Annotated in this window: 24 protein-coding genes; 15 read left to right on the top strand and 9 right to left on the bottom strand. The window is 60.2% G+C overall.

The window, feature by feature from the left end; translation table 11 throughout:
- Positions 1 to 51 precede the first annotated feature (51 nt).
- On the top strand, positions 52 to 2,232 hold the full coding sequence (locus tag HBR94_RS18050; RefSeq protein WP_057958732.1) for a hypothetical protein: 2,181 nt from the start codon (positions 52 to 54) through the stop codon (positions 2,230 to 2,232).
- 305 nt (positions 2,233 to 2,537) lie between these two features.
- Here HBR94_RS18050 and HBR94_RS18045 read toward each other — a convergent pair whose 3' ends face one another.
- The gene (locus tag HBR94_RS18045; protein ID WP_057958731.1) at positions 2,538 to 2,843 is read right to left on the bottom strand and encodes a DUF2288 domain-containing protein; all 306 of its coding nucleotides are present in this window, start codon (positions 2,841 to 2,843) and stop codon (positions 2,538 to 2,540) included.
- A 340-nt stretch (positions 2,844 to 3,183) separates the two neighbouring features.
- Here HBR94_RS18045 and HBR94_RS18040 point away from each other — a divergent pair, with 340 nt between their 5' ends.
- From HBR94_RS18040 to HBR94_RS18000, 9 genes are all read left to right on the top strand, one after another.
- Complete coding sequence (locus HBR94_RS18040; RefSeq protein WP_057958730.1) at positions 3,184 to 4,311, top strand: branched-chain amino acid ABC transporter substrate-binding protein; 1,128 nt, start codon at positions 3,184 to 3,186, stop codon at positions 4,309 to 4,311.
- A gap of 228 nt (positions 4,312 to 4,539) precedes the next feature.
- On the top strand, positions 4,540 to 5,463 hold the full coding sequence (livH, locus tag HBR94_RS18035) for a high-affinity branched-chain amino acid ABC transporter permease LivH (RefSeq protein WP_057439832.1): 924 nt from the start codon (positions 4,540 to 4,542) through the stop codon (positions 5,461 to 5,463).
- On the top strand, positions 5,460 to 6,713 hold the full coding sequence (locus tag HBR94_RS18030) for a high-affinity branched-chain amino acid ABC transporter permease LivM (RefSeq protein WP_029297111.1): 1,254 nt from the start codon (positions 5,460 to 5,462) through the stop codon (positions 6,711 to 6,713). The genes livH and HBR94_RS18030 overlap by 4 nt, the downstream gene beginning before the upstream one ends.
- Positions 6,710 to 7,477 carry a high-affinity branched-chain amino acid ABC transporter ATP-binding protein LivG gene (livG, locus tag HBR94_RS18025; protein WP_038446527.1) on the top strand — a complete coding sequence of 256 codons (768 nt, stop codon included), beginning with the start codon at positions 6,710 to 6,712 and terminating at the stop codon, positions 7,475 to 7,477. The genes HBR94_RS18030 and livG overlap by 4 nt, the downstream gene beginning before the upstream one ends.
- Positions 7,478 to 8,179 (top strand): ABC transporter ATP-binding protein, encoded by a 702-nt coding sequence (locus HBR94_RS18020; RefSeq protein WP_057439834.1) that lies wholly within the window; start codon positions 7,478 to 7,480, stop codon positions 8,177 to 8,179.
- Between the two features lie 235 nt (positions 8,180 to 8,414).
- Positions 8,415 to 8,717, top strand: a complete 303-nt coding sequence (locus HBR94_RS18015) for a DUF2282 domain-containing protein (protein ID WP_057439836.1) — start codon at positions 8,415 to 8,417, stop codon at positions 8,715 to 8,717.
- A gap of 24 nt (positions 8,718 to 8,741) precedes the next feature.
- A complete protein-coding gene (locus tag HBR94_RS18010) occupies positions 8,742 to 9,623 on the top strand; it encodes a DUF692 domain-containing protein (RefSeq protein WP_057444375.1) in 882 nt (293 codons plus the stop codon).
- On the top strand, positions 9,620 to 10,384 hold the full coding sequence (locus HBR94_RS18005; RefSeq protein ID WP_057439838.1) for a DUF2063 domain-containing protein: 765 nt from the start codon (positions 9,620 to 9,622) through the stop codon (positions 10,382 to 10,384). Before HBR94_RS18010 ends, HBR94_RS18005 begins: the two co-directional genes overlap by 4 nt.
- Positions 10,381 to 10,866 (top strand): DoxX family protein, encoded by a 486-nt coding sequence (locus HBR94_RS18000; protein WP_057439839.1) that lies wholly within the window; start codon positions 10,381 to 10,383, stop codon positions 10,864 to 10,866. Before HBR94_RS18005 ends, HBR94_RS18000 begins: the two co-directional genes overlap by 4 nt.
- Here HBR94_RS18000 and HBR94_RS17995 read toward each other — a convergent pair.
- Positions 10,863 to 11,771, bottom strand: a complete 909-nt coding sequence (locus HBR94_RS17995) for a LysR family transcriptional regulator (protein WP_115127550.1) — start codon at positions 11,769 to 11,771, stop codon at positions 10,863 to 10,865. The two genes, HBR94_RS18000 and HBR94_RS17995, sit on opposite strands and share 4 nt — an antisense overlap.
- 104 nt (positions 11,772 to 11,875) lie before the next feature.
- Between HBR94_RS17995 and HBR94_RS17990 the strand changes: the two genes are divergently transcribed.
- On the top strand, positions 11,876 to 12,475 hold the full coding sequence (locus HBR94_RS17990) for a short chain dehydrogenase (protein WP_128593658.1): 600 nt from the start codon (positions 11,876 to 11,878) through the stop codon (positions 12,473 to 12,475).
- On the opposite strand, the gene HBR94_RS17985 is transcribed toward HBR94_RS17990, so the two are convergent.
- Entirely contained in the window at positions 12,476 to 12,832 is a 357-nt protein-coding gene (locus HBR94_RS17985) for a hypothetical protein (protein ID WP_057439844.1), read from the bottom strand.
- Between the two features lie 170 nt (positions 12,833 to 13,002).
- Here HBR94_RS17985 and HBR94_RS17980 point away from each other — a divergent pair, with 170 nt between their 5' ends.
- Positions 13,003 to 13,674, top strand: coding sequence for a hypothetical protein (locus HBR94_RS17980; RefSeq protein ID WP_115127548.1), 672 nt, complete (start codon positions 13,003 to 13,005; stop codon positions 13,672 to 13,674).
- A 106-nt stretch (positions 13,675 to 13,780) separates the two neighbouring features.
- Complete coding sequence (locus tag HBR94_RS17975; RefSeq protein WP_057958721.1) at positions 13,781 to 15,394, top strand: NAD(P)/FAD-dependent oxidoreductase; 1,614 nt, start codon at positions 13,781 to 13,783, stop codon at positions 15,392 to 15,394.
- 67 nt (positions 15,395 to 15,461) lie between these two features.
- On the opposite strand, the gene HBR94_RS17970 is transcribed toward HBR94_RS17975, so the two are convergent.
- The gene (locus HBR94_RS17970; RefSeq protein ID WP_057439850.1) at positions 15,462 to 16,556 is read right to left on the bottom strand and encodes a PLP-dependent cysteine synthase family protein; all 1,095 of its coding nucleotides are present in this window, start codon (positions 16,554 to 16,556) and stop codon (positions 15,462 to 15,464) included.
- 216 nt (positions 16,557 to 16,772) lie between these two features.
- Between HBR94_RS17970 and nhaA the strand changes: the two genes are divergently transcribed.
- Positions 16,773 to 17,960: a Na+/H+ antiporter NhaA gene (gene nhaA / locus HBR94_RS17965; RefSeq protein ID WP_057439852.1), complete on the top strand. Its 1,188-nt coding sequence runs from the start codon at positions 16,773 to 16,775 to the stop codon at positions 17,958 to 17,960.
- Between the two features lie 525 nt (positions 17,961 to 18,485).
- Here nhaA and HBR94_RS17960 read toward each other — a convergent pair.
- A complete protein-coding gene (locus HBR94_RS17960; protein WP_029297142.1) occupies positions 18,486 to 18,950 on the bottom strand; it encodes a glycine zipper 2TM domain-containing protein in 465 nt (154 codons plus the stop codon).
- Between the two features lie 157 nt (positions 18,951 to 19,107).
- On the opposite strand from HBR94_RS17960, the gene HBR94_RS17955 reads away from it, so the two are divergent.
- Entirely contained in the window at positions 19,108 to 19,353 is a 246-nt protein-coding gene (locus HBR94_RS17955) for a hypothetical protein (protein WP_057439854.1), read from the top strand.
- A gap of 69 nt (positions 19,354 to 19,422) precedes the next feature.
- Here the strand turns inward: HBR94_RS17955 and pdxH are convergent, their stop codons facing one another.
- From pdxH to HBR94_RS17935, 4 genes are all read right to left on the bottom strand, one after another.
- Positions 19,423 to 20,070, bottom strand: a complete 648-nt coding sequence (gene pdxH, locus HBR94_RS17950) for a pyridoxamine 5'-phosphate oxidase (RefSeq protein WP_170045310.1) — start codon at positions 20,068 to 20,070, stop codon at positions 19,423 to 19,425.
- A gap of 27 nt (positions 20,071 to 20,097) precedes the next feature.
- Positions 20,098 to 21,108 (bottom strand): OmpA family protein, encoded by a 1,011-nt coding sequence (locus tag HBR94_RS17945; RefSeq protein ID WP_057958717.1) that lies wholly within the window; start codon positions 21,106 to 21,108, stop codon positions 20,098 to 20,100.
- A gap of 139 nt (positions 21,109 to 21,247) precedes the next feature.
- A complete protein-coding gene (locus HBR94_RS17940; RefSeq protein WP_120734402.1) occupies positions 21,248 to 22,393 on the bottom strand; it encodes a serine hydrolase domain-containing protein in 1,146 nt (381 codons plus the stop codon).
- Positions 22,394 to 22,446: 53 nt separating this feature from the next.
- Entirely contained in the window at positions 22,447 to 24,711 is a 2,265-nt protein-coding gene (locus HBR94_RS17935) for a beta-galactosidase (protein WP_170045309.1), read from the bottom strand.
- Positions 24,712 to 24,750: the final 39 nt, after the last annotated feature.

Below are 24,750 nucleotides of genomic sequence, written 5' to 3'. Positions count from 1 at the left end.
GTGATGGCTCTTTGATGTTTTCCGGCCATCCGTCCAGGCACATGGCGCACAATGACTTCTAAAAATAATCCTGTTACCGCGGTATCCGACGTGTTGCTGACAGCGCCTGCGGAAAAACCCTCAGGTTCAAAGTCATTGACCAGTCAACGTGCGCTGGGCACCCAGCAATACCTGTACTTCACCGAAACCAACACCGACCGCATCCTCGACAACCTCGATGGCCTGCGCGACATGGTGTTCCCGCGCCCGCCGCACCTTGACGGTGACAGCGAGCTGCACAGTGAGCAGGAGTTTCCCTCGGTCTGCCTGATCGGCCTGGGGCGCTGTGGTTCCAACATCGCCCTGGATGTGGCGGAACTGGTGTACAACGCCCGCAAGTTTTATCTGAACGAGTTCAGCACCGAAGACAAATCCTACGTTGAAAAGGGCTACAGCCCGGCCCAGTGGATCCGTAACAACTTGCGCCTGGGCGCCAGCAAGGCCAGCAAGCCGGTGTTTCTGGTAGAACCCCTGGTGATGCTCGGCGACCTGGACAAAGACATCGCCGGACGCATCCGTTTCTCGCGCAAGGGCGAGAAAAGCGGCTTTTTGCGCGACTACAGCAAAATGAAAATCATGGACCTGTCGGAAGTGCATGCCGGTGGCGCCGGTAACGCACCGATCCTCGGCCAGTACCTGGCCAAGATCATCCTCAACAAAGACACCCAGCGCTTTTCCAGCCCTGACTGGAAGATGATCCATTCGTACCTGATCGACTCCTGCGGGATCAAGGCCAACCAGTCGCGCCTGTACTTCTCGATCTTCAGCGCCGGCGGCGGCACCGGCTCGGGCATGGCCTCGGAGTTTGGCCTGGCCCAGCAACACTCGTACATGAACAAGACCTTCGACACCAAACCTGCCGACGAGCATGACAGCAAGAGCGGCCATGCCTTTGTGTTCGAGCCGATTTTCACCAGCGGGATCTGCGTGCTGCCGAACATCTCCGATCACCGCAGCGAAATGTCCGAGGCACTGCATATCAACGCCGGTCGGCTGCTGTGCAAGTACCTGTCGGAGGAATGGGATTTCTCGTACAACTTCGACAATGAAGACAGCAGCGAGGCCAGTGTCAAAGGCCGTATCCGCCCGTGGAACGCGATGATGCTGATCTCCAACGACATCATGCGTTACGCCGAAGAAAGCGACGACGGCAACATCCAGAACATTGACGTCAATGCCATGGAAAAACACGCCAACCAATACATCTCACAGCAGATCTTCAACATCCTGACGGCTCAGGCGGTGACGACCGACTATGACCAGAACTATTTCCGCCGCGCCGGCATCGACATCGGTGAAACCATTCGCCTGGACGCCAACGACCTGTTCATGAGCCTGGCCGGGCCGGTGGCAATTGCCTACGCCGAGTCGGTGGTCCCGGAAACCCCGGCGCCGAGCAACGACAAGTTCAAGGTGTTTGAAAAAGAGCCGCAGCGCCTGAACATCGACGATTTGTTCTTCCGCTCCATCGACCTGCCCCACTTCAATAAAGTCACCCAGGCCATCGAAGGCATCAGCCTGTTGCCGATCGAATCCAAACGCTACAAGGCATCCCTGGAGCAGTACAAGAACTCCGGCTATGACGCAGCGGCCCTGCATGACCTGCACTTCTTCAAGAACTGCTCGTCGGTGGTGTCCATCGTCTCCCTGCCCAAGGACTACAAACTGTCCTATATGGACCTGAACCGGCTCAAGACCCACCTCAACAGCCTGTTCCCCAACACCACCCTCAAGCGCTACGCCCTGGTGATCGGTGCTTCGGCCAACCTGTCGTTGACCACCCTGATCGCCAAGAGCCCGTGCCTGTCGGATGACTTCCTGACGTTGATCGTGGCCTTTATCAAGCGCTGCTTTGCCCGCAACCCGTACCGTTTCGACGAGACCCTGGACAACTCGATCCTGGACTTCATCATCCATGAAGACTTCGACGAGGACCGTATCGACGAGTTACTCAACGAATTCGAGAACCCGGCGAAGATCCTCGATACCAACTGGTACGCGATCAAGCCGATGTATGAGAAGAAGTACCGCGAGCTGATCAACGACAAAGAGAAGTTTGTCTCGATCAACGACATTCGCCTGTCGCGCGATTGCGTGAAGAAGGCGATCAAGTACCTGCGTGAGATTTATCGTCACCGAATTGGCAAGACCAAGGTGATCTCGCTGAACAACCATACGGGCAAGACCGCCTAGACCGAGGTGCGCCCATCGCGAGCAAGCCCGCTCCCCCAGTTGACCGAGTTCCACTCTTGGAATGCGGCTGGATGTGGGAGCTGGCTTGCCTGCGATAGCGGTCTAACCGGCAACAAATACCCCTAACCTTGCCACACCAAGAAACAATTCCCCAGGCCATCCGCGGCCCGCAAAACTGTTCCCCTGACGTTTACGTCACCCTCGCCTGTGACCTTTCTTCACGGCCAGTTGCCATCATGGGCAAAGCGGTTACTCCGCTACACACTTTTAATGGCACACAACTCGCACTATTTCGGTGCGCACGTTTAGTTCGATGCCCTTTCCTGGATCAGAATCCACGGTGAAACCACCACCGCCCACAAGCTCGGATCACGCTCCACCAGGTCCAATGCCCGCGTCGCAGACACTTCGCCAAGGCTCCCGGAGGCCAGCCAGGCGGCCACTTTGTCACGGTTGTCCTCGGCCATTCCCTCGGCCGCTTCGATCAAATCCAGGCCAGCGTCGACCCACAATAGGGCACCCTTGGCAAAGAACGGTTCGAGCTCCTTCCAGGAAATTTCCGCGGTTTCGCCGAGCAGCTTGGCATAGAGGGTGCTAGGTTCTTGCGTCATGGGAACTCACCTGAGGAAAAAATCGGCGCAATCATACCGTCGAGGCTTCCCCAGAAAAACCCAGTTGCAATTGAGGCACCGATTGAAAGTGTCAGGAACGCCAAGGATTGCCCGAGACTCTGGCAAGCACCCGCCGCTATTCTGTCTTTTTCTTTCATTTAAGCGACATACCCGGCGTTTGCCCCCAGCAGCCAGCTTTTCAAGCGATCAACCGGCGCTCTACACTGTACCGGTACAGTTGCCAGGCCGCTGCCGGGGGATATCCGAGATATCTGATCCGGTTCTGTAGCCCACAAGGCCGCTAGAACTATAAAAAATACAACAGTAAGAGTGGAGCACTATGAATAAGGCTACTAAGCAGATTTCCAAACTGTTTGCCGCTATGGTCCTGGCTGGGGTTGCCGGCCATTCGTTCGCAGCTGACACCATCAAGATCGGTATTGCCGGCCCTAAAACCGGCCCTGTGACCCAATACGGCGATATGCAGTTCATGGGCGCCAAGCAAGCCATCAAGGACATCAACGCCAAGGGCGGTGTCGATGGCAAAATGCTTGAGGCCAAGGAATACGACGACGCTTGCGACCCTAAACAAGCCGTTGCCGTCGCCAACAAAGTGGTCAACGACGGCGTCAAGTTCGTGGTCGGCCACCTCTGCTCCAGCTCCACTCAACCTGCAACCGACATCTACGAAGACGAAGGCGTGATCATGATCACTCCGGCGGCTACCAGCCCGGAAATCACCTCCCGTGGCTACAAGCTGATCTTCCGTACCATCGGCCTGGACAGCGCCCAGGGCCCAGCGGCCGGCAACTACATCGCCGACCACGTCAAGCCGAAGGTCGTTGCAGTCCTGCACGACAAGCAACAATACGGTGAAGGCATCGCCACCGCCGTTAAGCAGACCCTCGAGAGCAAAGGCACCAAGGTTGCCGTGTTCGAAGGCCTGAACGCCGGCGACAAGGACTTCTCCTCGATTATCCAGAAGCTCAAGCAAGCCAACGTCGACTTCGTCTACTACGGCGGCTACCACCCAGAACTGGGTCTGATCCTGCGCCAATCCCAGGAAAAAGGCCTGAAAGCCAAGTTCATGGGCCCGGAAGGCGTGGGTAACGACTCCATCTCGCAAATCGCCCAGAAAGCCTCCGAAGGCCTGCTGGTCACCCTGCCGAAATCCTTCGACGCCGACCCTGCGAACAAGGCCATCGTCGACGCACTCAAGGCTGACGGCAAAGACCCAAGCGGTCCGTTCGTGTTCCCAGCCTACTCGGCGGTTGAAATCATCGCGGGCGGCATCGCAGCTGCCAAAAGCGAAGACACCACCAAAGTGGCCGAGGCCATCCACGCGGGTACCTTCAAGACCCCGACCGGCGACCTGAGCTTCGATAAGAACGGCGACCTGAAAGACTTCAAGTTCGTGGTCTACGAATGGCACTTCGGTCAACCAAAAACCGAAGTTTCCCCTCAGTAAGCCAGGCGTTACTGGACAACAAGCCCACTGTGCAAGCAGTGGGTTTTGTTTTACGAGGTTTATGGGCCACGCACCCGCGATCCGGGCGCTGGCTCACCTGAAAATCTTAAAACCGTCACCAGCGGTTCGCTGGCAAATGCTTTGTGCAAATGTGCTCACAGAACACAGCACCGAGCAGGAAGATGACTCCACCAGTGAAATGCGTATCGGGTTTTTAGGAGCGCTGTAATGCCTGAGATCTATCATTTTTTCCAACAGCTGGTTAATGGCCTGACCATTGGCAGCACCTATGCCTTGATAGCCATTGGCTACACAATGGTTTACGGCATCATTGGAATGATCAACTTCGCCCACGGCGAGGTGTACATGATTGGCTCCTACGTGGCGTTCATTGCCATTGCCGGGCTGGCCATGATGGGTATCCACTCCCTGCCGCTGTTAATGACTGCCGCGTTCCTTGCGTCAATCGTCGTAACCAGTGCCTACGGCTACAGTATCGAACGTGTTGCATACCGCCCCTTGCGTGGCAGCAACCGCCTGATCCCGTTGATTTCCGCCATCGGCATGTCGATTTTCCTGCAGAACACCGTATTGCTGTCCCAGGACTCCAAGGACAAGTCCATTCCCAACCTGATCCCGGGGAGCTTTTCCTTCGGTCCAGGTGGTGCAGAAGAAGTGCTGATTTCCTACATGCAGGTCCTGGTCTTCGTCGTCACCCTGGTGGCCATGCTGGGCCTGACCCTGTTCATCTCCCGCTCCCGTCTGGGGCGCGCCTGCCGGGCCTGCGCCGAAGACATCAAGATGGCCAACCTGCTGGGTATCAACACCAACAACATCATTGCCCTGACCTTCGTCATCGGCGCCGCACTGGCCGCCGTCGCTGCCGTGTTGCTGAGCATGCAGTATGGCGTGATCAACCCCAACGCCGGCTTCCTGGTGGGGCTCAAAGCCTTCACTGCGGCGGTCCTCGGCGGCATCGGCAGTATTCCGGGCGCGATGCTCGGCGGGCTGGTGCTGGGTGTGGCCGAAGCCTTTGGTGCCGATATCTTCGGCGACCAGTACAAGGACGTGGTGGCATTCGGTCTATTGGTTCTGGTGCTGTTATTCCGGCCGACCGGCATCCTGGGCCGTCCGGAGGTTGAGAAAGTATGAGCAGATATCTTAAATCGGCGTTTTTCAGCGCCTTGCTGGTATGGGCCGTGGCCTTTCCGGTACTCGGGCTCAAGCTGAGCATTGTCGGGATCAACCTTGAAGTACACGGCACCGGGCCAGTCACCCTGACCATCATTGCCCTGTGCTCGGTGCTGATGTTCCTGCGGGTGCTGTTCACCCAGCAGGTCGGTGCGCTGCTCAAGTCCAACCGTGGCCCGCTGGTCTCGCCCAAGGTCAGCCAGTTCCTGACCCTGCCGCGCACCCAGCGCTACATCATCATCGGCCTGATCGTGGCCGCGTTGATCTGGCCATTCTTCGGCTCCCGTGGTGCAGTGGATATCGCCACCCTGATCCTGATCTACGTGCTGCTGGGCCTTGGCCTGAACATCGTGGTGGGCCTCGCGGGCCTGCTCGACCTGGGTTATGTGGGCTTCTACGCCGTGGGTGCCTACACCTACGCGCTGCTCTCGCACTACCTGGGCTGGAGCTTCTGGATCTGCCTGCCACTGGCCGGCATGGCGGCGGCCACCTTCGGCTTCCTGCTGGGCTTCCCGGTGTTGCGCCTGCGCGGTGACTACCTGGCCATCGTGACCCTGGGCTTTGGTGAGATCATCCGCCTGTTCCTGCGTAACCTCACCGATATCACCGGCGGCCCCAACGGCATCAGCAGTATTCCCAAGCCAACGTTCTTCGGCTTGTCGTTTGATCGCTCCGCTGCCGAAGGCATGCAGACCTTCCACGAGTACTTCGGGATTGCCTACAACCCGGTGAGCAAAGTGGTGTTCCTGTACCTGGTCGCCCTGTTGCTGGCCCTGGCCGCGCTGTTCGTGATCAACCGCCTGCTGCGCATGCCGATCGGGCGTGCCTGGGAAGCGCTGCGTGAAGACGAAATCGCCTGCCGCGCGCTGGGCCTGAACCCGACCATCATCAAGCTCTCGGCCTTCACCCTGGGTGCCGCGTTCGCCGGTTTTGCCGGTAGCTTCTTTGCCGCTCGCCAAGGTTTGGTGACACCGGAATCGTTCACCTTCATCGAGTCGGCAATCATCCTCGCCATCGTGGTATTGGGTGGCATGGGCTCGCAGTTGGGCGTGATCCTTGCGGCCATCGTGATGATCCTGCTGCCGGAACTGATGCGTGAATTCAGCGAGTACCGCATGTTGATGTTCGGCGCCATGATGGTGCTGATGATGATCTGGCGCCCTCAAGGCCTGCTGCCCATGCAACGTCCACATATGGAGCTGCGCAAATGAGCCGCGAGATCCTGAAAGTCGAAAACCTGAGCATGCGCTTCGGCGGCTTGCTGGCGGTCAATGGCGTCGCCCTGACTGTCAAAGAGAAACAAGTGGTCGCGTTGATCGGCCCCAACGGCGCCGGCAAGACCACGGTGTTCAACTGCCTGACCGGTTTCTACAAACCGGCCGGTGGCAGCATCCTGCTGGACGGCCAGCCGATCCAGGGCCTGGCCGGTCACGAGATCGCCCGCAAGGGCGTGGTGCGGACCTTCCAGAACGTGCGGTTGTTCAAGGACATGACCGCCGTAGAAAATCTGCTGATCGCCCAACACCGGCACCTGAACACCAATTTCTTCGCGGGCCTGTTCAAGACCCCGGCGTTCCGCAAGAGCGAGCGCGAGGCCATGGAGTACGCCGCGTACTGGCTGGACAAGGTCAACCTGACCGAGTTTGCCAACCGCCCGGCCGGCACCCTGGCCTACGGTCAGCAACGGCGCCTGGAAATCGCCCGCTGCATGATGACCCGCCCGCGGATCCTGATGCTCGACGAACCGGCTGCCGGCCTCAACCCCAAGGAAACCGAAGACCTCAAGGCGTTGATCGGTGTGCTGCGTGAAGAAAACAACGCCACCGTGTTGCTGATCGAACACGACATGAAACTGGTCATGAGCATTTCCGACCATATCGTCGTGATCAACCAGGGCACGCCATTGGCCAACGGGACGCCGGAGCAGATCCGCGACAACCCGGAAGTGATCAAAGCCTATTTGGGGGAAGCGTAAATGCTGCAATTCGAAAACGTTTCCACTTTCTACGGCAAGATCCAGGCCCTGCACGAGGTCAACGTGGAAGTGCGCCAGGGCGAGATCGTCACCCTGATCGGTGCCAACGGTGCCGGCAAATCCACCTTGCTGATGACCTTGTGCGGCTCGCCCCAGGCGCACAGCGGCAGCATCCGCTACATGGGTGAGGAACTGGTGGGCCAGCATTCGGCGGCAATCATGCGCAAGAGCATTGCCGTGGTCCCGGAAGGCCGTCGGGTGTTTGCCCGCCTGACCGTGGAAGAGAACCTGGCCATGGGTGGGTTCTTTACCGACAAGGGCGACTACCAGGAGCAGATGGACAAGGTGCTGCACCTGTTCCCTCGGCTCAAGGAACGCTTCAGCCAGCGCGGCGGCACCATGTCCGGTGGCGAACAGCAGATGCTTGCCATCGGCCGTGCGCTGATGAGCAAGCCCAAGCTGCTCTTGCTGGACGAACCGTCCCTGGGCCTGGCCCCGATCATCATCCAGCAGATCTTCGACATCATCGAGCAACTGCGCAAGGACGGTGTGACGGTGTTCCTGGTGGAACAGAACGCCAACCAGGCACTGAAAATTGCCGACCGCGCCTATGTGTTGGAAAACGGCCGGGTAGTGATGCAGGGCAGCGGCGAACAACTGCTGACCGACCCGAAAGTGCGCGAGGCTTACCTCGGCGGCTAGGGTCTGAATGTGGGAGCGGGCTTGCCCGCGAAGGCGGTGTGTCAGTGCCGGATGGCTTGGCTGACACACTTCTATCGCGAGCAAACCCGCTCCCACATTTGCTTTGTGTGAACCTTAGAATTTGCATTGTTTTAACTTTTCTTCGAACCACCTGTAACGATCCCCTCCCCCCTTTCTCTAGTGGGGTATGCAAGCACAAACGCTTGCTTACCCACCTCACTGCTGGAGAAACACCATGACCACCCGTTCGCTGTCCGCTGCCACCCTCGTCCTCGCCCTGGGGTCGGCCTTGAGCCTGAGCACCCTGACCACTGTCGCCCATGCCGACGATGCGAAGATGGAAAAATGCTTCGGCGTCGCCCTCAAAGGCAAGAATGACTGCGCCGCAGGCCCCGGCACTACCTGTGCGGGCACCTCGAAAACCGACTACCAGGCCAACGCCTGGAACCTGGTCCCTGAAGGCACCTGCGTGAAGATGGAAAGCCAAACCTCGCCGACAGGTTTTGGCCAACTGGAAGCCTTCAAGGCCAAGTCCTGAATCACCCCTGCCTGAGTACTGACGATGACGCTTTCATCCCTGCCTGATGTCGCCCAGGCTCAGGCACCCGGCCTTGCGCGCCGGGCCGGGCTGGGGCTCAAGAGCGAACACTGGCATACAGTGCTCGCCACCCTGCCCGATATTGGTTTTTTTGAAGTCCACGCCGAAAACTACATGGTGGCCGGCGGGCCTTTTCATCACTACCTGGGCTTGATCCGCGAGCAGTATCCGCTGTCGCTGCATGGCGTCGGCCTGTCCATCGGCGGCGAAGGCCCGCTGAGCCAGGCCCACCTGGCGCGCCTGGCGGTACTGATCGAGCGCTATCAACCCCAATCCTTTTCCGAACACCTGGCGTGGTCCAGCCACGGCCCGGTGTTTCTCAACGATCTGCTGCCCCTGGCCTATGACGACGCAACTCTCAAGCGGGTGTGCGAACACGTGGACCAGGTACAAACCACCCTCAAGCGGCCCATGTTGCTGGAGAATCCGTCGACCTACCTGCAGTTCCAACGCTCCACCCTGGATGAAACCGACTTTATCCGCGAGGTCATCCGGCGCACCGGCTGCGGCTTGTTGCTGGACGTGAACAACGTGTATGTGTCCTGCATCAATCATCAGCAGGATCCGTTGGCCTACCTCGATGCGTTGCCTTTGCACGCGGTGGGCGAGATTCATCTGGCAGGCTTTGCCGAAGACAGCGACAGCCTTGGTGATCGCCTGCTGATTGATGATCACGGCGCGCCCATCGACAACGCCGTCTGGCAGTTGTATCAGCAGGCCTTGCAACGTACCGGGCCGGTTGCGACGCTGATCGAGCGCGACAACGATGTACCGGCCTTCAGCGTATTGCACGCCGAAGCCCGGCAAGCCGAGCGCTACTTGCTGGCTGCGGCGGTGCGCCCATGAATGTGCTCGAACAGTTTGCAAAGGCCCTGTTGGCGCCGGGCCAGCCATGCCCGGAGGGTTTGTTCAGCCACAACGGCGCCGATCCCGCCAGCCGTTTTGCGGTGTATCGCAACAACGTCCACAGTTCGTTAATCAGCGCCCTGGCCGACAGTTACCCAGTAACCCGGCAACTGGTGGGCGATGGGTTTTTCCGCGCCATGGCCGGGTTGTATGTCCAGGCCTATCCACCCACCAGCCCGCTGCTCAACGAGTACGGCAGCGACCTCGCCGCCTTTATCCAGGGCTTCGCCCCCGCCGCCAGCGTGCCTTACCTGGCGGACGTCGCGCGACTGGAGCACTTGCGGATCAACGCCTATCACGCCGCCGACACACCCGTCGCCGAGCCCCAGGCCGTCATCGACCAACTGCAACAGTTGCCCAGCCTGGGCAACGTACGCCTGCACCTGCACCCCAGCGTCAGCACCCTGCAGTCGAACTATGCCGTGGTGGCGTTATGGGCCGCGCATCAAACCACCGACACCGTCGCCAGCCTCAACCCCTGGCAGGAGCAAAGCGCGTTGATCCTGCGCAACGGCCTGGAGGTCGAGGTATTCGGCATCGACAGCGGCTGCGTGACGTTTATCAACAGCCTGGCCAACGATTGGCCCCTGGAAATGGCGGTGGCGTACGCCCTCGACGCAGCGAGCGAATTTGACCTGCACCACTGCCTGGGACTGCTGATCAACCACCGCGCCATCACCCATATCAAGGTACAACCATGAACACTGCCGCTACGCGCCTGATTGCACGCGCCACCCAAACCTTCGGGAACATCCCCTACAGCCTGATCGCCCTTATTGCACGCTTTTCCATGGCGGCGGTGTTCTGGAAGTCCGGCCAGACCAAGGTCCAGGGCTTTGCCGTCGACCTGATAGACGGCACCTTCGAACTGGGTGTGCCGCAGTTGGCCAACTCCACCGTGCCGTTGTTTAAAAGTGAATACCACGTACCGTTTGTACCCGCAGAAGTGGCGGCGTACCTGGCTACGTTCGCCGAGCATTTTTTCCCGGTCCTGATTCTGCTGGGTCTGGCCACGCGCTTTTCGGCCCTGGCCTTGTTGGGTATGACCCTGGTGATCCAGTTGTTTGTCTACCCCGACGCCTACCCGACCCACGGCACCTGGATCGCCTTGCTGCTGCTGTTGATGGCCAAGGGGCCAGGACGGGTGTCCATAGATCACTGGATTGCCCGGCGCTGGCGCTAAAGCCGGTCCAGTGCCTCGCCATTGCGTTTGAACCAGCCCACCAGGTAATCGGCCAGTACTTGGGTACGGCGTGGCAACCCACCCTGATAGGGGTGGACCAGGTACATCGGCTGGCTACGAGTCTGATAATCACGCAGGAGCCAACGCAGCCGGCCGTCAGCCAATTCCATCTGCAACAGATAGGAGGGCAGCCGTGCGATGCCGGCACCCACCAACGCAGCCTTTTTCAGCAGGTTGTAGTGGTTGGAGGCAAACGTGCCATCCACCCGGACCCGCAGCAATTCGTGTTGCTGGTGATACAGCCACTCTTCGCGACCACTGTAGTGGCTGTTGAGCAAGCAACGGTGGCCGACCAGCTCCGCCGGTGTCAGCGGTTCCCCGTGTTGCTCCAGATAGGCCGGGCTGGCGCAGGTCATTTCATGCCAGGCCAACAGCGGCCTGGCGACCAGCCTTTCATCGGTGGCCACCGCCGAGCGTACTGCCAGATCAAAACCGTCCCGCGCCAGGTCACGATAATTGTTGTTCAGATCCAGCTCGATCTGTACTTGCGGGTACTGCCGGGAAAACTCCAGCAACAGACCATCGAAGAAGGTTTCACCCAGGGAAACCGGAACGGTCATACGCACCGGCCCTGCCACATCGTCCTTGAGCCGCGCCAATGCCTGACGCGCGCGGTCGACCTGGATTACCAATGCCTGGGCCTGGGGTAACAGCGCCGCGCCGGCGGCAGTGAGGCTTAAACGGCGGGTGGTGCGATGCAGCAACACCACCGAAAACTGCGCCTCCAACTGGCTGATGCGCTTGGACAACTGGCCCTTGCTGCACCCCAGTTGCTGGGCGGCCAGGGTAAAACTGCCGGCTTCGATCAACACCGCAAACGCCGCCAGATCATCCATCTCGCTCATGGATTGTTTCCATTTGAAAACCAAAGGTTGCCTATTAGTGCGCTTATCCGCAGAAAAAACCACTCTAGACTCAAGGCTCACCTGAACCTCTAGAGGAACGACACATGAAAATCCTGTTGATTGGCGCCAGCGGCACGGTGGGCTCAGCGGTCAAGGCCGAACTGTCCCAGCGCCATGAAGTGATCAGCATTGGTCGCACGAGCGGCGACTTTCACGTCGATATCAGCGACAGCGCTTCGATCCGCCGACTGTTTGCACAAACCGGCAAGTTCGACGCCCTGGTGTGCGCCGCCGGCAGCGTCAACTTTGTGCCCCTGGGCGAAATGGACGCCAGCCACTTCGACCTCGGCCTGCAAGACAAACTGATGGGCCAGGTCAACCTGCTGCTGATCGGCCGCGAATTTGCCAACGACGGTGCGTCCTTCACCTTCACCAGCGGCATTCTCAACCGCGACCCGATCCGCACCGGCGCCTCGGCGGCGCTGGTCAATGGCGCCATTGATGCTTTCGTCAAAGCGGCGGCAATTGAACTGCCACGGGGCCTGCGGATCAACTCGGTCAGCCCCAACGTACTGCTGGAGGCCATGGGTAGCTATGCGCCTTATTTCCGGGGCTTCAAGCCGGTGCCTGCGGCAGATGTAGCTTTGGCCTACGCCAAGAGTGTGGAAGGCTTACAGACCGGGCAGACTTACATCGTCGGCTGATCACTTGATCAGCGACGGCATCATCTCCAACAACTGATCGCGGGGGATGGAGAACCTCAGGCTCGGACCGTCGAGCACACCCTGGACCGTCGCCGTATTGAGCTGCCGGCCATTGAGGTACAGGGCCATCTGTTTATGCATGGCCGCCTGGGACAGCGCCTTCGTGCGCTCCTGGGCCTGCGGTGTCAGCGTCACGTCAACCTCGATAAACTCGGGGTGGAGGGCTTGGGCTTTTTTCAGGGTCAAGGTGATATCGGTGAAGTCGGTCTGTGAGGTATAGAACAGCTTGGCCGGCACCTCGGCCCAGGCCAGGGGGGCCACGCAGGCCAGGGCGAAAAGGGCCCATCGAATGTTCATATGAATGCGCCTTTCGAAAAACTTAAACTTGGCATAAGGCTTCCGTAACATCCACGGGAAAAGGCTTAATTCCAGGCTCCGTTAAAATGCTGCAACCTATTCGCCCATCACCGACTTGTGATGCAGCGCCAGCCTGCGTAACGTGGCGGCACTTGTCAGGAGACCCGATAATGCGTGCCGCCCGTATCCTTGCTCTGTTTGCCCTACTGCCCCTGTTCACCGCCTGCCAGGTGTTTGAGCGCGACCCGGCCAAGCCGTCCACGGCGGGCCTGACCCGCATGCAGGGCGAGTTGACCGCCATCGGCGATAAACTGCTGTTCCAGCCCTGCCATGACCAGCGCAACTACGTGGTCAACGATACCGGCGGCACCAGCATCCTCCAGGAAGCGGCGTCCCTGGCCGGCCAGCAAGGGGCCTTGTTTGCCGACTTGCGCGGCAAGTTCTCCGGGGTCGCCAGCGGCACCCAGGGCCAGGTGGAGCTGCAGCAGTTGTACCGCGTCGAACGCTCGACCTCGGCCTGTGACGACCCGGACTTCAAGCGCATGATCCTGCGCGCCAACGGCCACAAACCCGCGTGGGCGCTGAATGTCACCAACAAGGGCATGGTCCTGCAGCGCGAGGGCCAGCCACCGCTGCCGGTACCTTATGTGGAAGAGCAACTGGGCGATGGCCGTTTCAACCTCACCACCGAAGCCAACGGCCAGAAGATCGAACTGTGGGTCGCGCCCCAGCGCTGCATCGACAGCGTCAGCGGCAGCCTGCAGCACATGAGCGCCGAACTTCGGATCAACGGCCAGGTGCAGCGTGGCTGCGCGGCGTTTGGCGGTTCGCGAGACGACTGATTCGGCCCTGCACTGTTTTAGCATGACGGGAAACCGCCGTTGGGGCTTATAATCGCCGGTTTGCAAAACCGCCGGCCCTACCAAACGCCGCATACCGGATCCTGTCATGCTACGAATCACCGAACTCAAGCTGCCCATCGACCATCCCGAAGAAGACCTGCGGCCTGCGATTGTGCAGCGCCTGGGCATCGCCAGTGATGATCTGCTCGATTTCACCCTGTTCAAACGCAGCTACGATGCGCGCAAGAAATCATCGGAGCTGTGCTTCATCTACACCGTCGACCTTGAGGTCAAGGGCGAAGCCGCCCTGCTGCTCAAGTTCGCCGACGACCGCAATATCAACGCCGCACCGGATGTCAGCTACAAGGTAGTCGGCCAGGCGCCGGCCGACCTGAGCGAGCGACCGATTGTGGTCGGTTTCGGTCCTTGCGGGATTTTTGCCGGGCTGTTGCTGGCGCAGATGGGTTTCAAGCCGATCATCCTCGAGCGTGGCCGCGAAGTGCGCCAGCGCACCAAGGACACCTGGGGCCTGTGGCGCAAAAGCGTACTCAACCCCGAGTCCAACGTGCAGTTCGGCGAGGGCGGCGCCGGGACCTTTTCCGACGGCAAGCTCTACAGTCAGATCAAGGATCCGAAGTTCCACGGGCGCAAGGTGCTGCACGAGTTCGTCAAGGCCGGCGCGCCAGACGAAATCCTCTACGTCAGCAAACCGCATATCGGTACCTTCCGCCTGACCGGCGTGGTGGAAAACATGCGCCAGCAGATCATCGCCCTGGGCGGTGAGGTGCGTTTCGAACAGCGGGTCACCGACGTGCTGATCGAGGACGGCCAGTTAAATGGTGTGGTCGTCGATGGTGGCGAGCAGATCCTCTCCAGGCACGTGATCCTCGCCCTCGGCCACAGTGCCCGCGACACCTTCCGCATGCTCCACGGCCGTGGCGTATACATGGAAGCCAAGCCGTTTTCGGTAGGTTTCCGTATCGAACACCCGCAGTCGCTGATCGACGCCGCGCGCCTGGGCAAGTATGCCGGGCACCCAAAACTGGGCGCGGCCGACTACAAGCTGGTGCACCACGCCAAGAACGGCCGTTCGGTGTACAGCTTCTGCATGTGCCCGGGCGGTACGGTGGTGGCGGCCACTTCCGAGCCAAATCGGGTCGTGACCAACGGCATGAGCCAGTACTCGCGTAACGAGCGCAATGCCAACTCCGGGATCGTGGTCGGTATCACCCCGGAAGTGGACTATCCGGGCGGCCCGCTGGCCGGGATCGAGTTACAGGAGCGCCTGGAATCCCACGCGTTCATCCTCGGCGGCAGCAACTACGAAGCACCGGCGCAACTGGTGGGTGATTTCATCGCTGGCAAGCCGTCCACCGCTATTGGTAGCGTGGAACCTTCCTACAAGCCGGGCGTTGCCCTCGGCGACTTGGCCCTGGCCTTGCCAGACTTCGCCATCGAGGCCATCCGCGAAGCGTTGCCGGCCTTTGAGAAGCAGATCAAGGGCTACTCGCTGCATGACGCAGTCCTGACCGGGATCGAAACCCGCACTTCGTCGCCACTGCGGATCACCCGCGACGCGTCGATGCAGAGCTTGAATGTGAAAGGTCTGTTCCCGGCGGGTGAAGGCGCAGGTTATGCCGGCGGGATCCTGTCGGCAGGCGTTGATGGGATTCGGATTGCCGAAGCCGTGGCGCGCAACATCCTCGGGATCGAAGCCTGAGTAAACGCGCTCCATTGTGGGAGCGGGCAAGCCCGCCTCCCACAGTGATCGTCATGCGCCAGGCAGTTTAGATATTGGCGCGCAATACGCTGTCCGGCAACGGCTCGCCACGCTCGACACTGGCGGCAACCGCGTCGATCAACTCTTCCAGCGCATACCCCTGCCCAACCAGCCACGCATCGTCATAGTAGGTCGTGGCATAACGCTCGCCACCGTCACACAGAATCGCCACGATAGACCCCGACTCCCCCGCCGCCTGCATCTGCTGCGCAGCAATCAACGCGCCGATCAGGTTGGTGCCGCTGGATCCCCCGACCCGCCGTCCCAAGCGCTGCGCCAGGTAATGCATGGCGGCCAGCGACAAGGCATCCGGCACCTTGACCATTGCATCAATCACCTTGGGCAGGAACGACGCTTCCACCCGTGGCCGACCAATGCCTTCGATCCGTGAGCCGCAGTCCAGGCGCAAGCTGGCATCACCGCTCTGGTAATAATCGAAGAACACCGAACGCTCGGCGTCGGCACACAACACTCGGGTGCAATGCTGGCGGTAACGCACATAGCGCCCAAGAGTCGCCGTGGTACCGCCGGTACCCGGGCTGGAAATCAGCCAGCTCGGCTCTGGATGCCGCTCGAAGCGCAACTGCTGGAAGATCGACTCGGCAATATTGTTGTTCGCCCGCCAGTCGGTAGCCCGTTCGGCATAGGTGAACTGATCCATGAAGTGCCCACCGCTTTCCTGCGCCAGGCGCTCGGATTCGGCGTAGATCTGCGTGGGGTCCTGCACCAGGTGGCTCTTGCCGCCATAGAAGGCGATCTGGGCAATTTTTTCCTGGGACGTGGTGGCCGGCATCACCGCAATAAACGGCAGGCCCAGCAAGCGCGCGAAGTACGCTTCGGAAATCGCGGTGGAGCCACTGGAGGCCTCGATCACCGGCGCGCCGGGCTTGAGCCAGCCGTTGCACAGCGCATACAGGAACAAGGAGCGGGCCAAGCGGTGCTTAAGGCTACCGGTGGGGTGGCTGGACTCATCCTTGAAATACAATTCGATCCCCGGCAAGCCCGGCAATGCCAGTGGGATCAGGTGGGTGTCGGCGCTGCGCTGGAAGTCCGCTTCAATAATACGAATGGCCTCTCGGGCCCACTGACGGTGGTCGCTCATGCTCAAGTTCCATTAAATTTTCAGGCTTGATCTTAGGGTGTTTCCTACACTGCACACAGATACAGTCATGACTTAATTCGATACAGAATTGCTAGGCTTTGAGCCAATCCCTAGCACCGCACTTTTATATAACAAAAAAGAATATAACTTTTGTTTTAACAACTAACAGTACGGGTTAGGGTACGCCCCTATTGAACCTTGATTGGAGAGCGTCCCTTGCCTCTGCGTAGCACGTTTACCCGTTTCTTCCAGCTCGAAGCGGCCAGCGGTCTGTTACTGATCGCTGCAGCCGCCTTGGCCCTGATCATCAACAACTCGCCGCTGTCGTCGTTCTACAGCAGCTTTCTTGAAGTGCCCGTCGCCGTACAGATCGGCGCCCTGCAAATCGCCAAGCCATCGCTACTGTGGATCAACGACGGCCTGATGGCCCTGTTCTTCCTGCTGATCGGCCTGGAGGTCAAGCGCGAGCTGCTCGATGGCCATTTGTCCAAGCCTTCCCAGGTTGTGCTGCCAGGGGCTGCGGCCATCGGCGGCATGGTGGTGCCGGCGCTGATCTACTGGGCCTTGAACAAGGATAACCCGGCGGCACTCGGCGGCTGGGCCATCCCGATGGCCACCGATATCGCCTTTGCCCTGGGCGTGCTGGCACTGCTGGGCAAGCGTGTACCGGTGTCGCTGAAGCTGTTCCTGATGACCCTGGCGATCATTGATGACCTGGGCGCCATCATCGTCATTGCGATTTTCTACTCCGGCGAACTGTCCAGCGCGTCGCTGGCGGGCGCCGGCGCCTGCCTTGTCGCGTTGATCGCCATGAACCGCCTGGGCGTGGTCAAGCTCGGGCCGTACCTGATCATCGGCTTGATCCTGTGGGTCTGCGTGCTCAAGAGCGGTGTTCACGCCACCCTGGCCGGCGTCACCCTGGCGTTCTGCATTCCGCTGCGCACCAAGAACGCCGAGCCCTCGCCCCTGCTCGGCCTGGAACACGCCCTGCACCCGTGGGTGGCATACGGCATCCTGCCGCTGTTCGCCTTTGCCAACGCTGGCGTGTCGCTGGCCGGGGTCAATCTGGAAAGCTTCACCCACCACGTGCCGATGGGTATCGCGGCAGGTTTGCTGGTGGGCAAGACGGTCGGTGTGTTTGGCCTGACCTGGCTCGCCGTGAAAACCGGGCTGGCCGCCCTACCGACCGGCGCCAATTGGGGCCAGGTCATGGGTGTCGCCATCCTGTGTGGCATCGGCTTCACCATGAGCCTGTTTGTCGGCTCACTGGCGTTCTTGCCGGGCAGTAGCGAATACGCCGGGATGGACCGGATGGGCATTCTCACCGGCTCGATCCTCGCGGCATTGATTGGTTATGCCGTGACGGCGATGGCCAGTCGTAAGCAGGTGACAGTCAACGCTTAACGCGTCATGTGGGGGCAGGCCTGTCTTGCCCCCATGCGCTGTTTCAGCCTCTTCTCCCCTCGCTTACAGCACCTTCCTACCTTCTTTCTCCTGCGCATCCCCTAACGTCGCACACCCGTCTGCAAGAACGGATGTCACGGCCAGGTGGGCAGGATGGCCAACAACAAGGACAGCCCCCTGCTGTCGGGGGCGTGTTCGCCAAATCCTCTCTACGAAAATCCAAAAGAACAAAGAAGATTCGCACCATGAGATATCTGATTGCAGCCTTCGATAAGGTTACTGACCTCCAGGCGTTTGTAGTCGAGCAACATGGCTGGGAGGTCTACAACCTGCCCCCGCTCAACTAACGGCTATAGAAACCTTGGCCGGCAGAGCAATAGATGACTCTGCTCATCACTTCCAACTTACCTGCAACGTTTAACGCACCCGGTCGAAATCAAAAATCACATTAAGAAAATCCTTAGCCGAACCGAAAAAAACCCCGACCAGTCACCCGGTCGGGGTTTTTCTTTTACTGTATGACGCTTAGCGGGTAACGCGGCTGGTCCCATCTACAGTCATGATGCGCACCCGGTCGCCGATGCGGAAGATTTCGTTTTCCTGCACCGCCTGGACGTAGGCGCGCATGCTGCCGTCGTCTTCGCGCACGGTGATTTCCACGCCCTGGGTACGGGTCAGGCCTTCTTCGGTGGCCGAGCCCAGCAGGCCGCCCGCCACGGCGCCGATAACGGCAGTCACGATGCTGCCGCGACCGCCACCGATGGCGCTACCGCCAACACCGCCGATGACCGCGCCTGCTGCGCCGCCGATTGGGGTCTTGGTGCCTTCGATCTTGACCGGACGCAGGGATTCGATGGTACCCATGCGCACGCTTTGCACACGACGGGCTTCGTCACGGGAGTACGAGTCGCCGGTCAGACTGGAGGCGCAGCCACCCAGCAGCAACGACATGGTGGTAAAGCAGGCAACCAGCAGAACAGACTTACGCATAGCATCAACTCCAAAGGACATATCTTTATTAGACTCCGCTGCTTGACGCCTGTCACGGCACGGCCCGGAGAAAATTGCTTTCATTCAGCCCCAGTACAGACAGGCTGTACCGCAAAAACCGACAAACGGTAGCACCTACACCCAGACAAGGAATTTCATGGACTACTTCATCATTGTAGCTACCACCGCCGCCGGCCTGTACTTCCACTGGTGGCTGTACCGGCGGATCAAGCGCTGGGTAGATCGCGACCTGGCGCTGTCCCTGGCTGGAGACGATCAGCGCAAGCGCAACTTTATGCTGCAACAGTTGGACCGCGCCAAGGCAGAGAAGGTCAAGCGTAAGGATTTACCACAATGGCTGCAGGACGCAGCACGGCAATACACACCACAAGCCCCGGAGTAGAGACTTCGGCAGGAACACCTGACTCCAGGCCACAGCGCCCATATGGATTACAGGTGTTTAAAGGCGCACTCAGGGCGCCAGGCGCTCGCGGGTCCAGTCGGTACCCTGGAAGCGATAGTTCAAGCGGTCATGCAAGCGGCTCGCCCGGCCCTGCCAGAACTCGATGCGTTCCGGCAGCAGGCGATAACCCCCCCAGTGCTCCGGGCACGCCGGCTGGGTATCGCTGAAGCGCTGTTCGGTCAGCGTGAGCAAGTCCTGCAATTGCTGGCGATCACGGATCACCTGGCTTTGCGGGGAAGCCCAAGCACCGATGCGGCTGCCCAGGGGTCGCACCTGATAGTAGGCATCCGATTCCTCAGGCGTGACCTTGACCACCCGCCCCTCGATGCGCACCTGGCGCTCCAGGGTCGGCCAGAAGAAGGTCATGGCAGCAAACGGGCGGGCTGCCATTTGCTGACCCTTGGCGCTCTGGTAGTTGGTAAAGAAGGTAAAACCCTGGGCATCCAGGCCCTTGAGCAGCAGGACTCGGCAGTGAGGCCGGCCCTCCTGGTCCACGGTCGCCAGGGTCATCGCGTTGGCCTCCACCGGCGCTTGCTCGGTCTTGACCGCATCGCTGAACCACTGGTGGAACAAGGCAAACGGCTCGTCCGGGGCCTGGGCCTCGCTCAAACCGTCCCGCGTGTAGTCACGGCGCATATCCGCCAATGCCTGGTTCATGGGGCTTTATCCTTCTCGCTCAACTGCTCAGTTTTTCGCCTGGTCGTTTGCCGCTACTTTTTTCGCAGGTGCAGCTGCCTTGGCGGCCACCGGCTTTTTGGCTGCCGGCTTGGCGGCGGCTTTTTTCGCGGCTGGCTTGGCGGCGGTCTTCTTGGCCGGGGTTTTCTTCGCGGCCACGGCTTTCTTGGCCACCGGCGCAGGAGCAACGACGTCCTGTACCGCTACCAGTTCGGGCTTCGGCGGGTTTGGCGAGTTGTACTTGCTCAGCAGTGCCAGCATGGTGGTGCGCTGGGTGAACATGATTTCCATGCGACGGTTCAGAGCGCGGCCCTGGGTGCTGTCGTTGGCGGCGCGGGGCATCAGGTCGCCCATGCCACGCAACATCAGGCGGTCCTGCTTCAGGCCGCTGAGGCTGAAGATCGAAGCGATGGACTGGGCACGCTCCTTGGTCAGGGCCTGGTTCTGCACGGTGTCGATGTGGCCCAGGACCAGCACGGCAGTCTTCGGATCCTTTTCAACGGCCTTGGCGACACGGGTAAACGGACCCAGGGTCACCGGCAACAACATCGCCGGGCGCTTCGGGTTGTACGAACCATCGACCGGGGCAATCACCACCAGTACGTTGTCGCGACGTTCCAGTTGCAGGTTGCTGTCCTTGATCGCGGCGCGCAGGCGTGGCTCGTAGTCATCCAACCAGGCCTGGGTGATTTTCGGGTCTGGCATCGGGATGTTGGTCACATCGACTTTGTTCAGGGGTTTTGGCTTGCTTTCAAACGGCCACCACCATTTGGTGTCGCTTTCAGCCTTGGCCACTACCGGCGCCGCAGCGGGAGCAGGTGTTGCCGCCTTCAGATCGGCCTTGAGATCAGCCTTGGCGTCAGCCGCCTTGGCATCGGCCTTGGCGGTAACGTCCTTGGCCGCCGCCTTGTCGGACCCGAATGACCACCAATGCTCGCCAGACGCATCATTTTGTGGGTTTTGTGCACAGCCAGTAATAGTGAGGCAAAGCGCCAGAGCCAAGGACTTGTTCGATAACATGAGATATCCACAAAATGAGAAAACACAGGGGTCTGAATGACCCGTTAAACGGACGCTTCACGAAGTTTAAAGTAACAATACTTTTCCAGCGTCTTTTGTAGGTGCCTTTTTAACAAAAAAACGCCAGACAGCAAGCTATTTACAGACAACCGGCCAATATTCTTACCAACTTTTGTGCGCGCGGGTCCATAAGTACATACGGCCCCAGTGTATTGGTCACAAAACCAAATGCTACATCATGTTCCGGATCGGCAAAGCCCACGGAACCACCGGCCCCAGGATGCCCAAATGCACGTGGGCCAAGGCCGAACGTTGCGTTGGGCACGTCTGGCTGGTCCAACATGCAACCCAGGCCAAAGCGGGTTTGCGTCAATAAGGTTTTATCCGGCCCAACACTGTGCTCGCGGGTCAGTTGTTCAAGCATATCGGCTTCCAACAAACTTCCGTCCAACAAACCACTATAAAACCCGGCCAAACTGCGCGCATTGCCATGACCATTTGCCGCGGGCTGCTGCATGCGGCGCCATTCAGGCTTGTTAGTGCTGGTTAGTATAGAAGGCGGATTGGTAAACGCCCGGGTAGTCATTGCTTCGGGCTCACGCAGGGTGACCTGTAACAACCGTTGGGCTGCCGCATCCCCCATATTGCCTTTGCTCCGGGCAATGTGGGCGACACGATAAAATTCCTCGTCCGCCAACCCGACATGGAAGTCCAGGCCCAGTGGCCGGGCAACCCGCGCCACAATCGACTCCCCCGGCCCACGCCCATCGGCGCGGCGCAGCAGTTCACCGACCAGCCAGCCATAAGTGATGGCCGCGTAGCCATGGCCTTCGCCGGGTGTCCACCAGGGGGTTTCGGCGGCCAGGGCGGTAGTCATCAAGGGCCAGTCGTACAGGGCCTCGGCAGGCAATATGTCACGCAACGCGGGCAGCCCGGCCTTATGGCAAAGCAGTTGGCGCAGGGTGATGTTGTGTTTACCTGCCGCAGCGAACTCCGGCCAGTAGTTGGCAACCGGGGCGTCCAACTGCAATTTGCCCTCGGCTACCAGTTGCAGCGCGGTGACGGCGGTGAAGGTCTTGGTGCAGGAGAACAGGTTGGCGATGGTGTCGCTGTGCCAGGCCTCGGCACCGTCCTTGTCGGCAGTGCCGGCCCACAGATCAAGGACGGTTTGCCCGCCAATCTGTACACACAGCGCCGCACCACGCTCCTGAGGGTCGTCAAACAGCGCGGCGAAGGCTTCGCGCACTGCTTCGAATTGAAGCTCGTAATGACCCTGAATCTGCACCTGCATCCCCCTCGGAAAAGTCCTGCGTTAAATGGCGCTCATTGTTCCAGCCATTACTGGCTTTGGGAACCCGTGGCAGCCTGGGCGACCTTGGCTTTTTCAGCTTTGCGGCCCAATTGCTGGATCGCCGCCAGGTTGCTTTTACGCACACTGTCGACAAAACCCTGGAAGGGCACATCGGTGATCCCCACCAGGCCAAAATGGCCATTTTCACCGTCCAGCAATCGCCCGGTCACCGGCTGATCGAGGTACTGGAACCAGTGCACGCCAACAATCGACGGCTCGGCCATGGCCTGCTTGAGGAACGTCGCGTAGGCCGGGCCACGCGCCTCCTCCCTGGCCAAGGGCGTCAGGCCACCCCAGAACGGGCCACGGTCGGTCGAGCCGAAGTTGAACTCGCTGATCAATACCGGCTTGTCCAGCCCGCGCAGGGCGGCGAAGTCATAACCGTCCTGGGGCTTGAGGGTGTACATATTGAAGCTCAGTACATCACAGTACTGGGCGCAGGACGCCACGGCTTCCGGGGTGCTGACCGCATAGCGGCCACCCAGCAGCAGCTGGTTGGGCGCATGCCATTTCAGCGCATCGGAGATGGTCTTGAAGTAGGCGTCGGCGAAGGTCTTCTGGAAGTACTGGAAATCAGCTTCGATTTCCGGGTGCTCGGGGTTGGGAACAGGCGGCTCGAAGCCTGGATCTTCCATCAACTCCCAGCCCGCCAATTGAATACCCCAGGCTTTGGACAGGCCATCTTCGTTACGGTATTTATCGCGCAGTTGCTTGAGGAACGCACGCTTGGCCGGCACATCGGTGGTCATGCGCAGGGTGCCGTAGGCCAGGGCATAGCGGGATTTCGCATCGTTGCCAGGACCGGCCCAAGCCAGTTCGTTATCGGCAAAGAAGCCTATCAACCAGGGGTCGTCGCGATGGTCACGGGTGGCAATCGCGACCGCCCGCTCGGTGGCCATGGCAAAGCGCGGGTCGAAGGGATCGGGCATGCCGCCCCACCAGTCGATACCGGTGCTGATACTGGTGTAGTCGCCAATGATCGACAGCGGCAAGGTGTAAGGCACGCGATCCGCGCCAACCAGTTGCAGGGCGCTCCAGTTGCCGACGGTGTTGAAACCCCAGGCCTGCAGGCGGTCCAGGGTGTGGCTAACCCAGCGCGCCTGGTCAAACCCCTGGGCTGTGCAGGGCTGGGCCTGGGCTGCCGGGTCGCACGCCTGGCCATAGGTGCGTTGCAGGTTGGCGCCGTAGAAGTCATACCAGCGCCCCACATTGAAGCCACGCCCTACATCCGCGCCATTGCCGCCACGGTTGTCGCCACTGCCGTAATACTTGTCGAAGGGCTCACCCGCCTTGGGCAACGCGCCAAACATCCATTCGCGGCCGGCGACATAGGTCTGGCTGTTGTCCGGGGTCACCGTGTTGACGCCCAGGGAGTAGAACGGATGCCCCAGTGGTGTCACCAGGTACCAGCGCCCATCACGCTTTTCGGTACGGAAGAAGCCGCTGGCGTCAAAGGCCGGGCCCTTGGTCCAGCCGCCAAACTTGTCCAGGCCCGCCTTGTCACGCTCCGCAAGCCAGCCCTTGAGCTGTTGCTGCTCCTTGGCGGCCGCGACTTTCAACTGCTCGTCGCTGCTGACCTTTTCCGGCCAGCGCGCGCGGTTGGACTGCCCGTAGGCATCCACCAACTCACTGTAGGCAGCCTTGAGCACCGGCTCGCTGTCCTGCACGCCAAAGCGCTCCAGCAGGATACTTTGCGGCGCAGCCGGCTGGATCATCGACAGCGTGACCGAGACCACCTGGCTGCGGTCGAGCTCGCCAGCGCTGCCGGCCAGCATCACGCGCTGACCGTCCACGGTGATCGGCATCGGCGGCCCGGCTTTCATACCCTGGCTCAAGGGCGAATTGGCTTGCAGTGGCACCAGCAGCGTTTGCGCAGGTCCCGCCGGCAAATCAATCCGGCTGACCAGGGTCTTGCCGTCACTGCTCTGCACCTTGACGTACAAGGTCAGCGCCCAGTCCATCGCACTCTGGATACGCAGGCTCATGGCACTCGATTGCGACCAGTCCCACACGCCACTCTGCGGGCTGAGCACCAGGCTCGGTTCCGCCGCCGGGTTGAAGGTGATGCGGCGCAACACCTCGCCTTCCGGGGTCTGTTCGGCGTTGTATTGCGGCAGGCTGGCGTCCTGGGTCGCCACCTTGACCACATCGGCCGGCCGGACAAAGTTGAACAGCGTCTGTTGCCCGGCCGGCGCGGCCAGCAATGGCGCAGCGAACAACAAGGCAAAAAGAGCAGGCAGCGTGCGGATCATACGAACAAGGTTCTCCCAATTGGCCGGTGAATGGCCTGA

It is taken from the genome of Pseudomonas sp. WS 5412 (assembly GCF_012985615.1).
Lineage (GTDB): Bacteria > Pseudomonadota > Gammaproteobacteria > Pseudomonadales > Pseudomonadaceae > Aquipseudomonas > Aquipseudomonas shahriarae.
This window is presented reverse-complemented; position numbering and strand designations above follow the sequence as displayed.